This is a genomic window from Chromohalobacter marismortui (assembly GCF_004364315.1).
Classification (GTDB): Bacteria; Pseudomonadota; Gammaproteobacteria; order Pseudomonadales; family Halomonadaceae; genus Chromohalobacter; species Chromohalobacter marismortui.
Window position 1 is genome coordinate 253,613 of record NZ_SOBR01000002.1, and the last position, 17,799, is coordinate 271,411.

The 17,799-nt window shown below is 61.2% G+C and carries 17 protein-coding genes and 3 tRNA genes; 6 read left to right on the forward strand and 14 right to left on the reverse strand.

Features of this window, described 5'->3' with window-relative positions; all coding sequences use genetic code 11:
• Positions 1-5 precede the first annotated feature (5 nt).
• Positions 6-404: a Na+/H+ antiporter subunit G gene (locus C8E00_RS04375; protein ID WP_133695022.1), complete on the forward strand. Its 399-nt coding sequence runs from the start codon at positions 6-8 to the stop codon at positions 402-404.
• 59 nt (positions 405-463) lie between these two features.
• On the opposite strand, the gene hemH is transcribed toward C8E00_RS04375, so the two are convergent.
• The gene (hemH, locus tag C8E00_RS04380; RefSeq protein WP_133695024.1) at positions 464-1,450 is read right to left on the reverse strand and encodes a ferrochelatase; all 987 of its coding nucleotides are present in this window, start codon (positions 1,448-1,450) and stop codon (positions 464-466) included.
• A 107-nt stretch (positions 1,451-1,557) separates the two neighbouring features.
• Here hemH and C8E00_RS04385 point away from each other — a divergent pair, with 107 nt between their 5' ends.
• Entirely contained in the window at positions 1,558-3,132 is a 1,575-nt protein-coding gene (locus tag C8E00_RS04385) for a cryptochrome/photolyase family protein (protein ID WP_133695026.1), read from the forward strand.
• A 133-nt stretch (positions 3,133-3,265) separates the two neighbouring features.
• On the opposite strand, the gene C8E00_RS04390 is transcribed toward C8E00_RS04385, so the two are convergent.
• The 10 genes from C8E00_RS04390 to rnr all read right to left on the reverse strand — a co-directional run bounded on the left by C8E00_RS04390 (position 3,266) and on the right by rnr (position 12,993).
• On the reverse strand, positions 3,266-3,568 hold the full coding sequence (locus C8E00_RS04390) for a DUF6482 family protein (protein WP_133695028.1): 303 nt from the start codon (positions 3,566-3,568) through the stop codon (positions 3,266-3,268).
• 209 nt (positions 3,569-3,777) lie between these two features.
• Positions 3,778-5,541, reverse strand: a complete 1,764-nt coding sequence (locus C8E00_RS04395) for a bifunctional diguanylate cyclase/phosphodiesterase (protein ID WP_243833110.1) — start codon at positions 5,539-5,541, stop codon at positions 3,778-3,780.
• 98 nt (positions 5,542-5,639) lie between these two features.
• Positions 5,640-5,939 (reverse strand): hypothetical protein, encoded by a 300-nt coding sequence (locus tag C8E00_RS04400; RefSeq protein WP_133695032.1) that lies wholly within the window; start codon positions 5,937-5,939, stop codon positions 5,640-5,642.
• A gap of 62 nt (positions 5,940-6,001) precedes the next feature.
• A complete protein-coding gene (dnaB, locus tag C8E00_RS04405) occupies positions 6,002-7,390 on the reverse strand; it encodes a replicative DNA helicase (RefSeq protein WP_133695034.1) in 1,389 nt (462 codons plus the stop codon).
• A gap of 194 nt (positions 7,391-7,584) precedes the next feature.
• Entirely contained in the window at positions 7,585-8,031 is a 447-nt protein-coding gene (gene rplI / locus C8E00_RS04410; protein WP_133695036.1) for a 50S ribosomal protein L9, read from the reverse strand.
• A gap of 15 nt (positions 8,032-8,046) precedes the next feature.
• Positions 8,047-8,898, reverse strand: coding sequence for a YybS family protein (locus C8E00_RS04415; protein WP_133695038.1), 852 nt, complete (start codon positions 8,896-8,898; stop codon positions 8,047-8,049).
• Between the two features lie 18 nt (positions 8,899-8,916).
• On the reverse strand, positions 8,917-9,144 hold the full coding sequence (gene rpsR, locus C8E00_RS04420) for a 30S ribosomal protein S18 (protein WP_040244525.1): 228 nt from the start codon (positions 9,142-9,144) through the stop codon (positions 8,917-8,919).
• A gap of 23 nt (positions 9,145-9,167) precedes the next feature.
• Positions 9,168-9,578: a 30S ribosomal protein S6 gene (gene rpsF, locus C8E00_RS04425; RefSeq protein ID WP_133695040.1), complete on the reverse strand. Its 411-nt coding sequence runs from the start codon at positions 9,576-9,578 to the stop codon at positions 9,168-9,170.
• A gap of 185 nt (positions 9,579-9,763) precedes the next feature.
• The gene (rlmB, locus tag C8E00_RS04430) at positions 9,764-10,549 is read right to left on the reverse strand and encodes a 23S rRNA (guanosine(2251)-2'-O)-methyltransferase RlmB (RefSeq protein WP_133695042.1); all 786 of its coding nucleotides are present in this window, start codon (positions 10,547-10,549) and stop codon (positions 9,764-9,766) included.
• A 32-nt stretch (positions 10,550-10,581) separates the two neighbouring features.
• Positions 10,582-12,993: a ribonuclease R gene (gene rnr, locus C8E00_RS04435; protein ID WP_133695044.1), complete on the reverse strand. Its 2,412-nt coding sequence runs from the start codon at positions 12,991-12,993 to the stop codon at positions 10,582-10,584.
• A gap of 202 nt (positions 12,994-13,195) precedes the next feature.
• Here rnr and C8E00_RS04440 point away from each other — a divergent pair.
• From C8E00_RS04440 to C8E00_RS04455, 4 genes are all read left to right on the forward strand, one after another.
• A tRNA-Leu gene (locus C8E00_RS04440) sits at positions 13,196-13,282 on the forward strand.
• Positions 13,283-13,313: 31 nt separating this feature from the next.
• A tRNA-Leu gene (locus tag C8E00_RS04445) sits at positions 13,314-13,400 on the forward strand.
• Between the two features lie 26 nt (positions 13,401-13,426).
• A tRNA-Leu gene (locus C8E00_RS04450) sits at positions 13,427-13,513 on the forward strand.
• A 384-nt stretch (positions 13,514-13,897) separates the two neighbouring features.
• On the forward strand, positions 13,898-14,893 hold the full coding sequence (locus C8E00_RS04455) for an alpha/beta hydrolase (protein WP_133695046.1): 996 nt from the start codon (positions 13,898-13,900) through the stop codon (positions 14,891-14,893).
• Here the strand turns inward: C8E00_RS04455 and C8E00_RS04460 are convergent.
• The 3 genes from C8E00_RS04460 to C8E00_RS04470 form a co-directional block, all read right to left on the reverse strand.
• On the reverse strand, positions 14,887-15,738 hold the full coding sequence (locus C8E00_RS04460) for a DNA/RNA non-specific endonuclease (protein ID WP_133695048.1): 852 nt from the start codon (positions 15,736-15,738) through the stop codon (positions 14,887-14,889). The two genes, C8E00_RS04455 and C8E00_RS04460, sit on opposite strands and share 7 nt — an antisense overlap.
• A gap of 72 nt (positions 15,739-15,810) precedes the next feature.
• Positions 15,811-16,086 carry an Lrp/AsnC family transcriptional regulator gene (locus tag C8E00_RS04465; protein WP_133695050.1) on the reverse strand — a complete coding sequence of 92 codons (276 nt, stop codon included), beginning with the start codon at positions 16,084-16,086 and terminating at the stop codon, positions 15,811-15,813.
• Positions 16,087-16,213: 127 nt separating this feature from the next.
• Positions 16,214-17,785 carry a SpoVR family protein gene (locus tag C8E00_RS04470; protein ID WP_133695052.1) on the reverse strand — a complete coding sequence of 524 codons (1,572 nt, stop codon included), beginning with the start codon at positions 17,783-17,785 and terminating at the stop codon, positions 16,214-16,216.
• Positions 17,786-17,799: the final 14 nt, after the last annotated feature.

Genomic DNA, 17,799 nt, shown 5'->3' on the forward strand with positions numbered 1-17,799 from the left:
AGATCATGATCGCGTTATACACCCTGATGGAAGGCGTCATCGCTTTCTTCCTGATTGCCGGTAGCATCTTCGCCCTGATCGGTTCACTGGGCCTGACGCGCATGAAGGATTTCTACATGCGCCTGCACGGCCCTTCGAAGATCTCTACCTTGGGCGTTGGCTGTGTGCTGCTCGCCTCGATCACCTACTTCAGCCTGCTCGACGGCGGTCCCAGCTTGCGCGAGTTATTGATCACCATCTTCCTGTTCATTACGGCCCCGGTGTCGGCACACATGCTGAGCAAGAGCGCACTGCATCAGAAGCTCGCACGCGACCCGCGCACGCGCGGCGACCCCGAGGAGTTTCAGGAAGACCACGAGCACAGCGTTGAAGAAGCGCCCCAGGGCGATTCAAAACTCCCCTGAGGCGCCTCCAGAGCGCACAAAAGTGCCCAAGCCCCCAGGTGCTTGGGCAGTCGCCTGACTTACCAGCCTTGGGTATGTTGCTCGACGAGCGAGGCCAGCATATCGATATGCGCGGCGCGGTCATTGAGTGCGGGGATATAGCGATAGTGGCCACCGCCCGCCTCGGTGAAGTAATCGCGGTTCTCGACTTCCAGCTCTTCCAGTGTTTCCAGACAGTCGGCAGCGAACGCCGGACTGATCACGTCGACACCTTCGAGTCCCTCGGCGCCCCAGGCTTTCAGCGTATCGTCGGTATACGGCTTGAGCCACTCCTCGCGCCCGAAGCGCGATTGATAGGTCTGCTGCCATGCCTCGGGCTCGAGTCCCAACGCCTCGGCGACCAGTCGACTGGTCGTCTCGCAGTGACGCGGGTAAGGATCGCCCGCCTCGGCATAGCGCTTGGGAATGCCATGATAGGAAAACAGCAGCCGTGGTTGTCGCCCATGCGCCGCCCAATGCTCGCGAATGCTGTCCGCCAATGCCTCGATGTAGGCCGGATGAGCGTGGTAATCGCGCACGAAACGTAGCTCCGGCAGATGCGGACAGGGCGACAAGGCACGCGCCAGGCGATCGAAGACGGCACCGGTCGTCGTGGCGGAGTACTGCGGATACAACGGCAACACCAGGATGCGCTCGACACCGGCATCGCGCAACGCCAGGCCGGCCTCCTCCATGCTCGGCTTGCCGTAGGTCATCGCCAATTCAACGGGAATGTCGGCACCCATGCGCGCTGCCAATCTCTCCTTCAAGGCGCGTTGCTGGCGACGCCCGATGGCGAGCAGCGGCGAGCCTTCGTCCTGCCACACGGACGCATAGGCCTTGGCCACGCGCGGCGGCCTTATGCGTAGAATGATCCCGTGCAGGATCGGCAACCATTTGATGCGCGGCAGATCGATGACGCGCGGGTCACCCAAAAACTCCGCCAGATAGCGGCGCACCGCCGACGTGGTGGGGGCCTCGGGCGTGCCAAGATTGACGAGCATGACACCAAAGGGTGCTGACCCCATGAAACCTCTCCTATAAGAAACCGTGTCGGACAGTGTAACAAGCTAAAGGCATATTACGCTTATCGCGTTATACTATGAAGACGATTTGTACAACATCTGGATAACTTATGTCCAAGTCATTGCGACTCGTCCTCGGTGACCAACTCAGCCTGACGCTGCCCATACTGCAGAATGCACCGCCAGGGGCAACGATCGCGCTCTGCGAGGTCGAGGAAGAGGGACGCTACGTCCCCCACCACCCGCAGAAGATCGCCATGATGCTCGCCGCGATGCGACATTTCGCCGCCGATCTGCGCCAGCGGGGGTATCGCGTGCATTATTCGACTCTCGACGACCCCGACAACCGACACTCACTGATCGCCGAGGCGGAGCGTCTGGCAAGACGCCACGGCTGCGACGAGATCCACGTGACCCGACCGGGAGAATGGCGTCTGCTGAAGGCCATGGAGGCACGACAGGCACAGCTCCACCCCCCACGCTGGCATATCGTCGAAGACACCCGCTTCTTTTGTTCCCACCGCGATTTCGAGGCCTGGATGGAAGGCCGCAAGCGGCCACGCATGGAAGACTTCTACCGCCTGCTTCGCCGACGCACCGGGCTGCTGATGGACGGCAACGCACCGATCGGCGGACAGTGGAATTTCGACCGCGACAATCGTGCCCCCATCGATGACGCACCGCCCCCACCCTCGCTGCCTCGTCATCGTCAGGACGCCGTCACCCGGGAGGTGCTGGCACTCGTCGAAAGACGTTTCGCCGATCACGTCGGTCGCCTGGAGGGCTTCAACTGGCCCGTCACCCGACGCCAGGCCCTGGCCGATCTGCGCCACTTCGTCGCCCAGGCCTTGCCCGCGTTCGGCACCTACCAGGATGCCATCAGCGATACGGCACCCTATCTCTTTCACTCCAGACTCTCCGCTGCGCTCAATATCGGCCTGCTGTCCCCCGGCGAGGTATGCGAGGCAGCGCAGGACGCCTGGCAACGCGGCGAGGCGCCACTCAATGCCGTCGAGGGCTTCATTCGCCAGATACTCGGGTGGCGGGAATACGTTCGCGGCATCTATTGGCACCGCATGCCCGCCTACAAGCGCGAGAATCAGCTCGGTGCCACCCGTGGACTTCCCCAATGCTACTGGGACGGCGATACCGACTTGCGCTGCCTGCAGCGCGCCATCGAAATGACCCACGACAATGCCTATGCGCATCATATCCAGCGCTTGATGGTCACGGGCAACTTCGCACTGCTCTGCGATGTTCGCCCTGCCGCCTTGTGCGATTGGTACCTCGCGGTCTACGCCGACGCCTGCGAATGGGTCGAGCTGCCCAATACGCTGGGCATGGTCCTGCACGCCGACGGCGGCTACCTGGGCTCCAAGCCCTATTGCGCCTCGGGCAAGTACATCGACCGCATGTCGGATCATTGCGCCCAATGTCGCTACGATCCGCGCCAGAGCGTGGGCGAGAACGCCTGCCCGTTCAACGCTTTGTACTGGCGCTTCCTGGAGCGTCATGCCGACCAACTCGCCGACAATCCGCGCATGCGGGTCATATACGGCACGCTCGACAAGATGTCGGCGCACAAGCGTCAGGCGTTACGCCAACAGGCGGACACGTTTCTCGACTCGCTGACATGGACGCCGCCTTACGGGCAGGGCCAGCATGCAAGCGACTACGGCGAGTGAACTTCGTGGGGAGGAAAATGCCCGGTGCCTCGGCACCCAGGCCCCGGCATGTCGCCGGGCGAATAGTGGAAACGCAATGTGGAGTGAAGGATAGCCGTCGCAACGACCGCGTGAATTGCAGCCATTCAGTGGTTCAAAACACCAGCGGCATGCGTGAGGTCAATGGCGACTGGTAATGCGGTTCGCGTCCGACGACCTCGTCGTGGGCGACCCACTGCACGAGATAGGCACGATGAATACCCGCACGCTTGAGTTCGGAGTAGACATCATCCAGCGCCCGGAACAGCATCGGTTTTCCACGTCGCATCAGTGGATAGCGCTGACCTTCGAGGTCTTCTACCTCGACCCGGTACATACGACTACCCGCGTGACTGATGACGCGAATTTCGAAGTCATGCTCCGCATCCACGAAGCGTTTGAGTTCACTTATTTCCATAATGTTCTCCTTGAGAGAATGAAGATTACCGAGACATTCACTGCTTATCGCAGCGCATGCCCAGCTTGCCTCGAGCGAATGACAAGAATGTTGCAGCAAGTATAGAGCGGGAAAGGAATGTACGTCTCACCACGCACGCGTAAGGGGCAAAAACCTTGACGTACATGCGCGCTATGCAAACTTGGACCTCATCGCGACGAGAAGGTTTCTTAGTGCATGCGCACCACCAAGCGGCCATTGGCAGCACGTTTGGCACTTTGCTTGAGCGGCCCCCAGCAATCGCCGAAACTCTTCGGCGCCAAGCCGCTCGACACGCACAAGGCCGCCACTGAAAGACGCGGCAGCAGGAAGAACCGCTTGTGTCCGAAGCGATCCAGCGCCGTGAACCCGCCTTCCTCCACGACGGTGGCCGGCAAGCGAGCTTCGACGCGTGCCAAGAATGCCTTCTGCAGTGCCGCCAGAAAATGCTGCAGTTGCGCTCGTGGCTGCAGTAACAACACGAAGTCATCACCGCCTACATGCCCCACAAAATCATCCGGTCCCGCGGCTTCGTTCAAGGTGTCGGCGACGTCCAGCAATACGTGGTCGCCCAGCGCATATCCGAAACGGTCATTGAATGGCTTGAAGTGGTCGAGGTCGAGATAACAGGCAACGAAAGGTTGCTGCGCCTCGACGAAGGCATCCAGCGCCGCACGAACCGGCGCGTTACCCGGCAATTGGGTCAAGGGGTTGGCCTGACGCGCGATCGCCACCTTCTGCTCGGTGATCTGCTGCAGCAATGCCACGATCAACCCCATGCCCACGTAACGCCCACGCTGCGTCACCACGAAAGGCTCGGCGCGTTGATCGCTATCGCGCCCCGTGACCTTGCGCGACACCTGATCGAGGGGCTCCGTGACTTCGACGCACAACGGCGCCACACGCATTACCTTGGTCACCGGTTCGCGCCCATGCAGATCGAAGCCGAAGCGTTTTCCCACCAAGGCCATCACCGCTTCGCGCGTCAACACGCCGATAGGCGTTGCCTGGGCATCCACGACGGCCATCGCCCCCACATCCGGTGCAGCACTGAAACGCTCGCTCGCCTCGGCGACGCTTACCGTCATGGCCAGCGCGGGATGGCTTTTACAGACGTGTCGCGCCACGCATTCCTGCAGCGGACTCTCCTGTCGTGCAGCCAGTCGTACAAGGCGCGCATCCAGATCGGCACGTTGTTTTTTCGGCGCCGGCGAGGGCCGGGCGAACAGCCAGCCTTGGTAGTAATCCGCTCCCAGCGCGTGGAGACAATCGAGTTCTTCCTCCCGCTCCACGCCTTCCGCGATGACACGCGATCCCATGCCATGGGCGACGTCCAGAAACGCGCGCACGAACCGACGCTTGACATGATCGTGATCCAGTTCGCTGACGAAGTGTCGGTCAAGTTTGACGAAGTCAGGACGAATCTGTGACCACAGGCGCAAACTGGCGTACCCCTCGCCCAGGTCGTCCAGCGCGATCGTAAACCCCATCGATTGATAATGGCGGACGGCATCCGCCATCAGGTCGGGATCAATGCCCGGCGACTGCTCGGTAAGCTCTATCACCAGGCGGTGCGGGGGGATATTCAGTCGCTTCAGCAGGCGCAGCGTCTCACCGCTGCGATGCTGTGGGTCGAGCAGCACCTCCGGGGACACATTGATGAACAGCAGTTCATCGAGCCCTTCGCCGGCCCAAGCCGTGATCGCTCGCTGACGGCAGACGGCGTCGAGTGGTGCGAGCAGCGACTGCTCGCGCGCCTCCTCGAACATGGTCAACGGGGACGCGTAGACAGTATCTTGCGGACCACGCGACAAGGCTTCGTAGGCAAAGACACGCCCCGAGCGGATGGCCACGATCGGCTGGAAGTGGACGTCGATACGTCCTTCCCGCACGATGGTCGACAACGCCTCGTCGGTCGTCTCAGTAATGCAGGTTGTAGAAGACGAATGAGACATCCTGCCATTAGGCCAATGCCACATGACGTTCATATGACATTGGCCACAGCGAGACGCACCTCAGTAGCGCAGCCTCGACAATCAGCAGTACTAGCGCCTCAAGAATCGCGCTGATAGGTAGACGGGTCGATCGCCACGCCGAGCGAGTTGCGATCGACCCAGTTGCCCGCGCGGGTTTCCTTGTAGCGGAAGACCACACGATCGCCGACCGAGACGGGCAGCTCTGCGTCCTCGGTCTGATAGCTGTAGGTGTCACCGTCGACGATCAAGGTATAGCGGTAGAGATCGGGCATCCCCAGCCATTCCTTGAAGGGCCCTTCCCGTTCGACGCTTTCCAGTTGGCCACGTCCCTCGAGCTTGGGGGTTCGCTTTTTGCCACGTTGAAATCCGCTCGCCATCTCCCCTCCTGTTCACTTGCGAGCCGGCATTATAAGGCAACACCGGCCTGTTTGCCTCGTCGTCACTCGCCCATATGCTGGCCGTAACTATCGGGGGCGAGATCCTCAAAACGGGTGTACTTCCCGATGAAAGCCATGTGCACGGTCCCGATCGGCCCGTTACGCTGCTTGCCGATGATCAATTCGGCCAAGCCATGATTGTCGGGGTTGTCAGGATTATAGACCTCATCGCGATAGACGAACGCGATGACATCCGCGTCCTGCTCGATGGCCCCGGACTCACGCAGGTCCGACATCACTGGGCGCTTGTTGGGTCGCTGCTCGAGCGAGCGGTTGAGCTGCGATAGTGCAACCACCGGACAGTTGAACTCCTTGGCCAGCGCCTTGAGCGAGCGTGAGATTTCGGAAATTTCACCGGTCCGGTTCTCGGAAAAACCGGGAATCTGCATGAGCTGAAGGTAATCGATCATGATCAGCCCGATGTTGCCATGCTCACGCGCCAGGCGCCGCGTCCGCGCGCGCATCTCGTTGGGCGAGAGGCCCGCCGTATCGTCGATGAACAGCTGCTTGTCCTTGAGCAGGTTGACCGCCGAGGTCAAACGTGGCCAGTCTTCGTCTTCCAGTTGACCGGTGCGCACGCGCGTCTGATCGATACGCCCCAACGACGACAGCATGCGCAGCATCAAGGCATCGGCGGGCATCTCCATGGAAAATACCACCACCGGCTTATCACTGGAGATGACTGCATGTTCGACCACGTTCATGGCGAATGTCGTCTTGCCCATCGATGGCCGGCCGGCGATGATCACCATATCCGAAGGCTGCAGCCCAGAGGTCATTTCGTCCAGATCGCGAAAGCCGGTGGACAGGCCGGTCATCTCGCCCTGCATGTTGAACAGCTCGTCGATGCGATCGACGGCCTTGCTGAGCAGATCGCTCATGCCGATTGCGCCCCCGGTCTTGGGGCGGTCCTCGCTGATCTGAAACACCAGGCGTTCGGCTTCGTTGACCAGCTCGTCGGAAGGACGCCCCTGTGGCGCGAATGCACCATCGGCAATCTGATGGGCGGCTTGAATCAATTTGCGCAGGGTGGCCCGCTCACGCACGATATCGGTATAGGCGCGGATGTTGCTCGCCGACGGCGTGTTGCGCGCCAGCTCGGCCAGGTACGCCAAGCCACCGACGCTTTCCAACTGGTCGCGATTTTCCAGCGCTTCCGAGAGCGTGACCACATCGAGCGGATGGCCCGCATCGGAAAGTTGCCCCATCGCATTGAAGATCAGGCGATGCTCGTAACGATAGAAATCGTCGGCGGTCAGACGCTCGGAGACGGTATCCCAGGCGCTGTTTTCCAGCATCAGTCCACCGAGCACCGACTGTTCGGCCTCCAGCGAGTGCGGCGGCACCTTGAGGGCCGCGGTTTCCTGATCGTGTTCGACGTATTCACTCATGCTCGTTTCCTGACCGGTCGATATCGAAGGCCGGCGAACGGGATACGCACACCGCCTCGGCCACTGATATGATGCCGCGACAACATGGCCGTTGCACTCTCGAGAGCGCATCCGTCATGGCCGCCCCGGCACAAAAAGGGCGCGAAGGTTTCCCTCCGCGCCCCATTCCGGCATATCGCCTGGCAGTGGGTCGATTACTCGGCCACGACCACGACGCGAACGCTGGAAGTGACTTCCGCATGCAGTTGCAGCGTAATGTCGTATTCGCCAGTCCGGCGAATCGGGCCTTCCGGCATGCGGACTTCGCTCTTGACCACGTCGAGCCCCGCCTGTGTCAGCGCATCGGCCAAATCGCGCGGACCGATGGAGCCGAACAGCTTGCCTTCGTCACCGGCCTTGGCGACCAACGACAGCTCGATTTCAGACAGTTGCTCGGCACGTGCCTCGGCTTCGGCCTTGCGTTCGGCGGCTTGCGCCTCGAGTTCTGCACGTTGCGCTTCGAATGCGGCAACGTTTTCCTTGGTGGCCGGCACGGCCAGACCATAGGGCACCAAGTAGTTACGGCCGTAACCGGCCTTGACGGCGACTTGATCGCCCAAGTTGCCCAGCTTGCCAATCTTGTCGAGCAGAATGACGTCCATCTCGTTAACCTCTCATCAGTGGTTGCCGGCCAAGCGAGCGCGGAAATCCGCGAAAATGTCGATAACGGCCAGCAACAGCACAACCAGAATCGTGGGCCAGGTCGTCAGCAACAGTGCATAGAAGCCAACCAACCAGAACCCGCTCATCCCCTTCAATCCAATCCAACCATGCACCAGCGCAATGCCTGCCACGAGTATCGGCACCCACGCCAGCATCGTTGCCATCGGCATGGATACCACGACGCCCAGCACCCCCACGCCGACCAGCAGCAACAGCTCCTTGATAGTCAAGCGCAGTGCGTGGAACTCGTCCCGAAAGCCACCCGGGTTGTACAACCCCGCTTGCCAGCTACGCGCCAATGCCAGGCAAGCCACTGCAGCGAGCAACACCACCAGCCCGGTAATGCCGCCAATCAGCATGCCCGCCAGCTGTTCGCTGGAGACGCCCTGAGCACTGAGCTCGGTGAGCATGGTATCGACTTCCGCCGAATTCTGACGCACCTGCTCAAGCAACGGCCCAGCGCCGCCCGGTGGCAGGAAAATGCCTGACTGCACCATCGCCGCACACACCAATGTGCCGACGATCAGCGTGTCGTTCCAGCGCATTCGGGCGCGCAGTATGGTGGCCATCAAGGTGACCAGCAGTACGCTGGCGAGTGGGACGGCATCGCCCTGCACCCACCACCAACCGGCCGGCAACGCCGCGGCGATCACGACGGGCAGGCCCGGCCCCAGGCCACGCCTTAGCGTGACCAAGCCCGCGACGGCGGCACCCAACCAGAAAAGCCAGGGAATCAGCGCCGCTATCAGGGCCGTGATGGTCGCCTGCGGCGTACCGCGCATTACCCAACGGGCGAGTGCCTGCATTACGCCAGTCGCCTTGTCTTACTGGTGGCTGTCGGTATAGGGCAGCAGCGCCAAGTAACGAGCGCGCTTGATGGCCGTGGACAGCTGACGCTGATAACGAGCCTTGGTGCCGGTAATGCGGCTAGGCACGATCTTACCGGTTTCAGTGATGTAGGACTTGAGTGTGTCCAGATCCTTGTAATCGATGTACTTCACGCCTTCGGCGGTGAAGCGGCAAAACTTACGGCGACGGAAAAAGCGTGCCATGGGTTATCCTCCAGAGGTACGAATCAGTTGGCTTCAGCTTCGGCGTCAGCGGGCGAGTCGGAACGTTCGACGTTCGGACGCTCGCTTTTCTCTTCACGACGACGCGGCTTGTCTTCGGCCGGCTTCATCATCGGAGACGCTTCGGTGACCGCCTCTTTGCAACGCACCACCAGGCTACGGATGATGGCATCGTTGAAGCGGAAGATATTCTCGATTTCGTCGAGGGTCTCGCCGCTGCACTCGATGTTCATCAACACATAGTGGGCCTTGTGGATCTTGTTGATCGGGTAGGCCAAGTGACGGCGGCCCCAATCTTCCAGGCGATGCACGGTACCGCCGTTGTCGGTCACGAGCCCGGTATAGCGCTCGACCATGGCCGGCACCTGCTCGCTCTGATCCGGGTGGACCATGAACACGATTTCGTAATGACGCATGATAGCTCCTTACGGTTTGACAGCTTCCACGAGGCCTGTCATTCACAAGTACCAAGTACAAGGACTACAGGGCCGCGAGAAGCAAGGAGAGAAAGTCTCTATGTTTCCAAGCTCACGACATGACGCCCGGAAAGCCGACCAATTGTAGTGATCGTCCAGCCTTCTTGCAACTTGCCGCGACCCCATCAATAAGCGTGACGCTGGCGCACGGCTTCGAACAGACACACGCCGGTGGCAACCGACACATTGAGACTCGACACGCTGCCCGCCATGGGCAACTTGGCGAGCAAGTCGCAGCCCTCACGGGTGAGCCGGCGCATTCCTTTGCCTTCGGCGCCCATGACGATGGCCACTGGGCCCGACAGGTCCACCTGATAAAGATGCTGCGCCGACTCCCCCGCCGTCCCGACGATCCAGACACCATGCGTCTTGAGGCGTGACATGGCCCGCGACAAGTTGGTCACCTGGTAGACGGGCATGACATCGGCGGCGCCACAAGCCACCTTTCGCACCGTGGCGTTGAGGGGCGCGGCCTTGTCCTTGGACACGATGACGCCATGCGCGCCCGCCGCATCGGCACTGCGCAGGCAGGCGCCGACGTTATGCGGATCGGTCACCCCGTCGAGGATCACCAGCAACGGTGGGGACGGCTGCTGCCAGGCGCCAAGGCGGAACCAAAGCGCTTCCTCGCTCTCAGCCTGCAGTGGAGGCGCAAAGGCGATCACGCCTTGATGCACGGCACCTTTGGCCACACCGTCGAGCGTGTCGCGCGCAACGCCTGTGCACTTGACTCCCGCCAGGCGGGCATGCTCCAGCAGGCTATCCAGGCGCGCCTCGGCACGCCCCTCCTGGACCCACAGTTCGCGCGGCGGCTGACCGCGCTCGAACAATGCCCGCACGGCGTGCACGCCATAAACGGCGTCTAGCCCTTCGGGGGTCGTGATACGCCGGCGTGACGATGACGCTTTCATGGTGCCTTGCTTGTCCGCCCCTCGACGCCTGGTCAACGCTTATCGCCTTTGTTGCCGCCGCCCTTGCCGCCTCGCGAACGGCGACGCGGCTTGTTGCCATCGCGCTCTTTCTTGTTCGCGTTGCCGGGTTGTCCCGCGCCCTGCTTGGCATGCTCCGCACCGCCATCGGCTTTCTTGCGCCGGACAGGGCGCTGCGGACGCGGTTTTTCGTCGGCCAGCTCGAAATCGATCTTGCGGTCATCCAGATCGACGCGCGCCACCTGCACGGTCACGCCGTCACCCAGCCGGTAGGACATGCCGCTGCGCTCGCCCTTGAGGCGATGCTTCTCGGCTTCGTAATGATAATAATCGGACGGCAGCGAGGTCACGTGAACCAGGCCCTCGACATAGACGTCGTCCAGGCGCACGAATACACCGAACTGCGTTACCGAGGCGATGGTGCCCTCGAAGACTTCACCGAGCTTGTCCGACATGAATTCGCACTTCAGCCAATCTTCCACGTCTCGCGTGGCATCGTCGGCACGCCGTTCCGTCATCGAGCAATGCTCGCCGAGTTCGAGCATTTGCTCGAAGCTGTACGGTGCCCATGTACTGGGCGCTTCCACCGGCGCCCCCTCGGCGCGCAGCACCGTATTGGTCTGGCGCGGTCCGCGAATGACCGAGCGGATGGCGCGGTGCACGAGCAGGTCCGGATAGCGGCGAATGGGTGAGGTAAAATGCGCATACGCCGGATACGCCAGACCGAAGTGACCGTCGTTCTGCGGCGAATAGACCGCGCGACTCATCGAACGCAGCATCACCGTCTGAATGACATCGGCATCGGGTCGGCCCTTGATCGCCTCGGCGAGATCGCGGTAGTCCTGCGGCGAGGGGTCGTCACCTCCGCCCAGCGACAGACCCAACTCATTGAGGAATAGGCGCAACTTGTCGAGGCGTTCCGGCGAGGGTTTCTCGTGGATGCGATACAGTGCCGGCAGGTCATGCTTGTCGAGAAAGCGTGCCGTGGCCACATTGGCCGCCAGCATGCACTCCTCGATGATCTTGTGTGCATCGTTGCGCGAACGCGGCACGATCTTCTCGATCTTGCGCGCGTCGTTGAAAACGATTTCCGTCTCGGTGGTCTCGAAGTCGATGGCACCACGCGCCTCGCGGGCTTCGCGCAGCGTCGTATAAAGGCTCTTGAGATTCTTGAGCGACGGCACGAGGTCGCGATACTGCTCACGCAAGGCATCGCCTTCCGGTCCTTCGTCGTCGAGGATCGAGGCAACCTTGTTATAGGTCAGTCGCGCATGAGACTGAAAGACCGCTTCGTAGAAACGATAGCGGCTGATCGCACCGTTCGGCGAAATGTTCATCTCGCAAACCAGTGCCAGACGATCGACCTCGGGATTGAGCGAGCACAATCCGTTGGAGAGCAACTCCGGCAGCATCGGCACGACCTGGCCGGGGAAGTAGACCGACGTACCCCGCGTCAACGCTTCCTGATCCAAGGCGCTGCCCGGACGCACGTAATGCGACACGTCGGCAATGGCCACCAGCAACTTCCAGCTACCGGACTTGGTCTTCCAGGCACAGACGGCATCGTCGAAATCCTTGGCGGACTCATCATCGATGGTCACCAACGGCACATCACGCAAGTCAATACGATGCGCCTTGTCGGCCTCGTCCACGGATGTGGACATGTCCGCGATCTGCGCATGCACCTCGGGGGGAAATTCGGCGGGAATCTCGTAACTACGGATGGCAATGTCGATTTCCATCCCCGGGTCCATGCGTTCGCCGAGTACTTCCGTGACCTCGCCCACCGGCTGTACGCGCGTCGCCGGCTGCTGGGTAATGCGTACCGAGACGATCTGCCCATCACGCGCGCCGCCACTGACACTGTGCGGGATGATGACTTCCTGGGCGATGCGTGAATTCTCGGGAATCAGCACGCCGAACTCGGCGGTGTTCTGGCGGTAGATCCCCACCAGGGACTGGGTGTTACGCGCGATGACCTCGACGATGGTCGCTTCGTCACGCCCGCGGCGGTCACGGCCGCTGACGCGCACCAGCACCTGGTCGCCATCGAAGACGCGCCGCATCTGACGTGGCGGGACCACCAGATCGGGCTTCTTGCCGTCTTCCCGGATCAAGAAGCCCATGCCGTCACGATGCCCCTGGACACGCCCCTTGATAAGGTCGAGCTTGTCGATCAACGCATAGGCGCCACGCCGATTGCGCAGAATCTGTCCCTCGCGCTCCATGGCGGCAAGCCGACGTCGCACGCCTTCCAAGCGCTCTTCGTCGTCCACTGCCAGCATGCGGCTGAGGTCTTCGGGGGTAATGGGCTTGCCGTATTCTTCCAGTCGGGCAAACAGATATTCGCGACTGGGAACCGGATTGTCGTACTTACTCGCTTCACGTTCCGCATGCGGATCGTCACTGAGTGTCCAATGATTCATGGTAATGACTTCCTTACAGGCGAAGTGGCAAGCAGACGTAGTGCGCCGCTGGCGTTGTTATGAAATTCAATCATGCCGCCAGTATAGCGGGCACAGCCGGACGACCCAACCATGGCGATGACTGCCTTTCGCAAAACAAGACATGACGCATCGCGACGCGGCTTGCATTCGCGCTCAAAATGGGTATTATACATCGCGCCTTGCCCAGGTGGCGGAATTGGTAGACGCGCTAGCTTCAGGTGCTAGTGTCCGTATGGACGTGGAGGTTCAAGTCCTCTCCTGGGCACCATCGATCTCCCTTGAGATCGTCGTCAGGCAAAGCCCGGATGGCGGAATTGGTAGACGCGCTAGCTTCAGGTGCTAGTGTCCGTATGGACGTGGAGGTTCAAGTCCTCTTCCGGGCACCATCAGTCTCGATGCAGCTTCATGACGCGCCCAGGTGGCGGAATTGGTAGACGCGCTAGCTTCAGGTGCTAGTGTCCGTATGGACGTGGAGGTTCAAGTCCTCTCCTGGGCACCATCGTGTCATGTATCCCGCAATCCCCAGCCGTTTGTCGCCTGTCCCCACCGTACTTCTTCGCATGCCAAATCCGCATGCCAGCATAGCCCTCTGTGGCGTCGCCATCGATGTCTTATGGGCAAGACCGCACAACCACGCGGCGTCTCATCCCGCCCTTATATTCTCGCCAGCACTTTGACACCCCCCGCCCATCGCTCTGCGCATCGAATCACGTACGGCATCCATTAGTTATCATACATAATCATTATTCACACTCGCTGAACACTCGTCGATACTCTGTCTCGATACGCATAGGGACGTTGAAATACTGCCGACCGCCTTGCTCGCCCGCGACATGTGCAGTCGCATGCGGACTCACGCGCACCTACCAAGGGAGAACAGACGATGACACCCAACAGCTTCGATATCACCCGCCTCGACCCCGAGGTCCAGGCAGTACTCCGCGAGATGGCCGCCCAATCCCTGCCACCGCTGGAAACTCTGCCGATCGCGCAGATGCGCGAGGTCTACCGCACGCAGGGCGACCGTCTTGGTGGCGAGGCCAAGCCGATGCACGAGACTCGGGGCCTCGAGGCCGACGGCCCACTGGGCTCGATTCCACTGCGCCTGTATCGACCGCGCGCCGTTGGCGACACGCCCCAGCCCGCCACCATCTATCTCCATGGCGGCGGCTGGACGATCGGCGACCTGGAGAGTCACGACAAGATCTGCCGACGTCTCGCCCACGGCTCGGGCGGGGCAGTGATCGCCGTCGACTATCGGTTGGCCCCGGAACACCCGGCACCGGCCGGTCCCGAAGACGTTCTTGCGGCGATCCGCTGGATAGCTGCCCATGCCGGCGCGCTGGGTCTGGATGCATCGCGCCTGGCAGTAGCAGGCGACAGTGCCGGCGGCGGACTCGCGGCGATGGCGTGTCAGCAGTTGCGCGGCAGCGAGGTGGCGCTGTGCACGCAGGTGTTGTTCTATCCCGGCGTCGATCTCACTCCTGACTCGGACGACTTCCCGTCACGTCAGCGCAACGGCAACGTGCCGCCGCTGACCACCGACTTGATGCACGCCCTCGCCGAGCCCTTCATCGGCGGCTACGACACCACCGATCTGCGGGTATCACCGCTGCGCGCCACCGACTTCAGCGGCCTGCCACCGGCATTGATCGTGACCGCAGAGTACGATGCCCTGCTTGACGAAGGGCGTCGCTATCGCTATGCGCTGGAGGCAGCCGGGGTACCGGTCGTGTACGAGGAGGTTCCCCGAATGGTGCATGGCTTCATCGAGATGGCAGGCGTCGTCTCCGCCGCTGCGCACATACTGGATCTGGCCGCCGCTTTCCTGTGCCGGCAGTTGAACGCTTCCTCGGGGGTCCATCGCCCGAATCAGTGATAACGTCCGGGCTGTCGTGCGACACGCTCCAGCGCCCAGCCTCGTGTCTTGATCTGTGATTCCAGCGGCGTCTCGACTTCATCGGCAAGACGCGGGAAGAAATCGAGGCGCGTCCGCGCCTCGAGCTCGTCGATGCTCACCAGAAAGCGGTCCAGCGGCTCATCGCCATGCACCGTTTGCGGCACGAGAAACGCCAGCGCCCGAGGATGCTCGCCGGGTACGACGATGATCTTGTAGAACGCCGCGGGCACCTGGGTGAACCCGATGCGATGCAGAAACCGAGCGTCGAAGACCGGCCCTGTCACTACCTGGAGCTGCCCGAAACGCGGCAGGAAGTCGTCCATGACGACTTCCTCCAGACGCTGCCATACGCGCCGATTCAAATCAGGGCGCTGGGGGGTAATATTGGTCATGCGAAAGGTATCGAGCTGCGCATCACGACCGTACACGCGGGCAATGGCGTAGTTAGGGGCCAGATGGCCGCGATCGTAACCACTGCGCGTATACTGACCCGAGGTCACCGGCCATAGAGAACGCCAATCGCGTGCAAACCCGTTCGGCCGCTCGCCGATGGGACCATCCGCCGTCTCCTGTAGCACGTAACTGACCCACAGCGGGCTGACCCGAATATCCGACCACCCGACCAGAAAACCATCGTTGCGCAGCACCCGGTTGAACCCCTGCCAGCTGGTCGTTTGCCACTCAGGCACGCCCATCCAACTGAGTCGCTCTCGAACCTCGCGCTCCTGCCAATACCACAGCCCGGACCCGACCACGGCGAAGATCAAGGCAATGCCCGTGCCACGCACCAAGCGCCGCAGCTGATAGGAAATAACGGCGATCATGCCGGCGGTGTATCCTTGTCTTGCGAAAACGAAACGTTGAATGCGGGAGAAGGGCGCACACGACGAGCGCTGCTACCACCCCAATGAAAACATGGTTTCAAGGTCGTGGCGGGAATGGACCTGCATGGCATTGAGGGTCTCGGTATCATGGATGCCCTCGACCTGCATCAGGCGCTCTGTCACGAGCTGAGCCAGGGATTCGAAATCACGCGTGCGCGCAATCGCGACCAAATCATAGCGGCCGCAGGTGGAAAATACCTCGCTGATCCCTTCCAGTTCGGCCAGTCGCTGGGCGACCCCATTGGTCTGCCCCTTTTCCACGTCGATCAGAATCACCGCGCTTTGCATGACACTCTCCTACTGCCTACCTTCACTCGGGGCACTGCACCGGATTTACCACCGGCACGCTCAGAACGCACCGACACGGCACTTTGCCGGCGGCGCGCGGCCAGTATATCAGCCTTGCGCGCCGCGGCTAGCGACGCATTTCAGCCGCCGTCTCGCCATCGCCGGGCAGCGGCCATTGATAACGACGCACGACCTCGCCGTCCTCCACCGATTCGAGCTTGACCGTAAACCCCCATAGCTGGTGCAGGTGGCGCAACACCGGATACAGCGTCTTGCCCAATGGCCGGCGTTGATCCTGGACATGGCGCAAGGTCAGCGAACGGTCGCCACGAATATCGGCCTCCCAGACCTGGATATTGGGCTCGCGAAGCGACAGGGCATATTGCGCGGACAGTGCCTCGCGGACGCGAAGATAGCCACGCTCATCATGAATGGCACTGATGGTGAGCATCTCGTCGCGATCGTCATCGACGAGGCTGAACAGCTTGAGATCGCGAATCACCTTGGGCGACAGAAACTGCTGAATGAACGACTCGTCCTTGAAGTTGTGCATCGCGAAATGCACCGTCTCCAGCCAATCGCTGCCGGCGATCTCCGGGAACCATTCGTAGTCTTCCCCGCTGGGAGACTCGCAGATGCGACGGATGTCCGAGAACATCGCAAATCCCAAGGCATAAGGATTGATTCCGCTGAAATGGGGGCTGTCGAATCCTGGCTGCTGCACGACGGCGGTATGCGAATGCAGGAACTCGAGGATCATGCCCTCATCGATCAGTCCTTCATCATAGAGCCGATTCATCAGCGTATAGTGCCAGAATGTCGCCCACCCCTCGTTCATCACCTGGGTCTGGCGCTGGGGATAAAAATACTGCGCCAGTTTACGCACGATGCGGACGATTTCCCGCTGCCACGACTCGAGAAGCGGGGCGTTCTTTTCCAGAAAATACAACAGATTTTCTTGCGGCTCGGGGGGATAGCGTCCGTGCTGATGGAGTCCCAGCGGATCGTCGTCGTCCGCCACGAAGGTCTCCGACTCAGAGTGTGGCGACGTCCCCGGAATCGTCCGCCACAAGGCGTTCACCTGCGCCTGGAGATAGGCTTCACGCTCCTGTTGGCGGCGCGCCTCTTCCTCCGAGGAAATCGGCGAGGGGCGCTTGTAGCGATCGACCCCATAGTTCTGTAGCGCATGACAGGCATCAAGGAGCTGCTCCACCGCCGTGATGCCATGGCGCTGTTCGCATTCGGCGATGTACTTGCGCGCGAACACCAGGTAATCGACGATCGCCGAGGCATCGGTCCAGGTTCGAAACAGGTAATTGCCCTTGAAGAACGAGTTGTGGCCGTAGCACGCATGCGCCATGACCAGAATCTGCATCATCAGGGTGTTCTCTTCCATGAGATAGGCAATGCAGGGATCGGAGTTGATGACCAGTTCGTAGGCCAGCCCCATCTGGCCACGCCGATAGGCCTGCTCGACGGACAGGAACTGCTTGCCGAAGGACCAATGATGATAGCCCACCGGCATGCCCACGCTGGCGTAGGCATCCATCATTTGCTCGGAGGTAATGATCTCGATTTGATTGGGATAAATATCCAGACGGTAGTCCTTGGCGAACCGAGCGATCTCGCGTTCATAGGCCGTCAAAATCTCGAAATTCCAGTCCGAACCGGTGGCGATGGGGGTCGATGGGGTACTCATGTCACCTCCTCGGC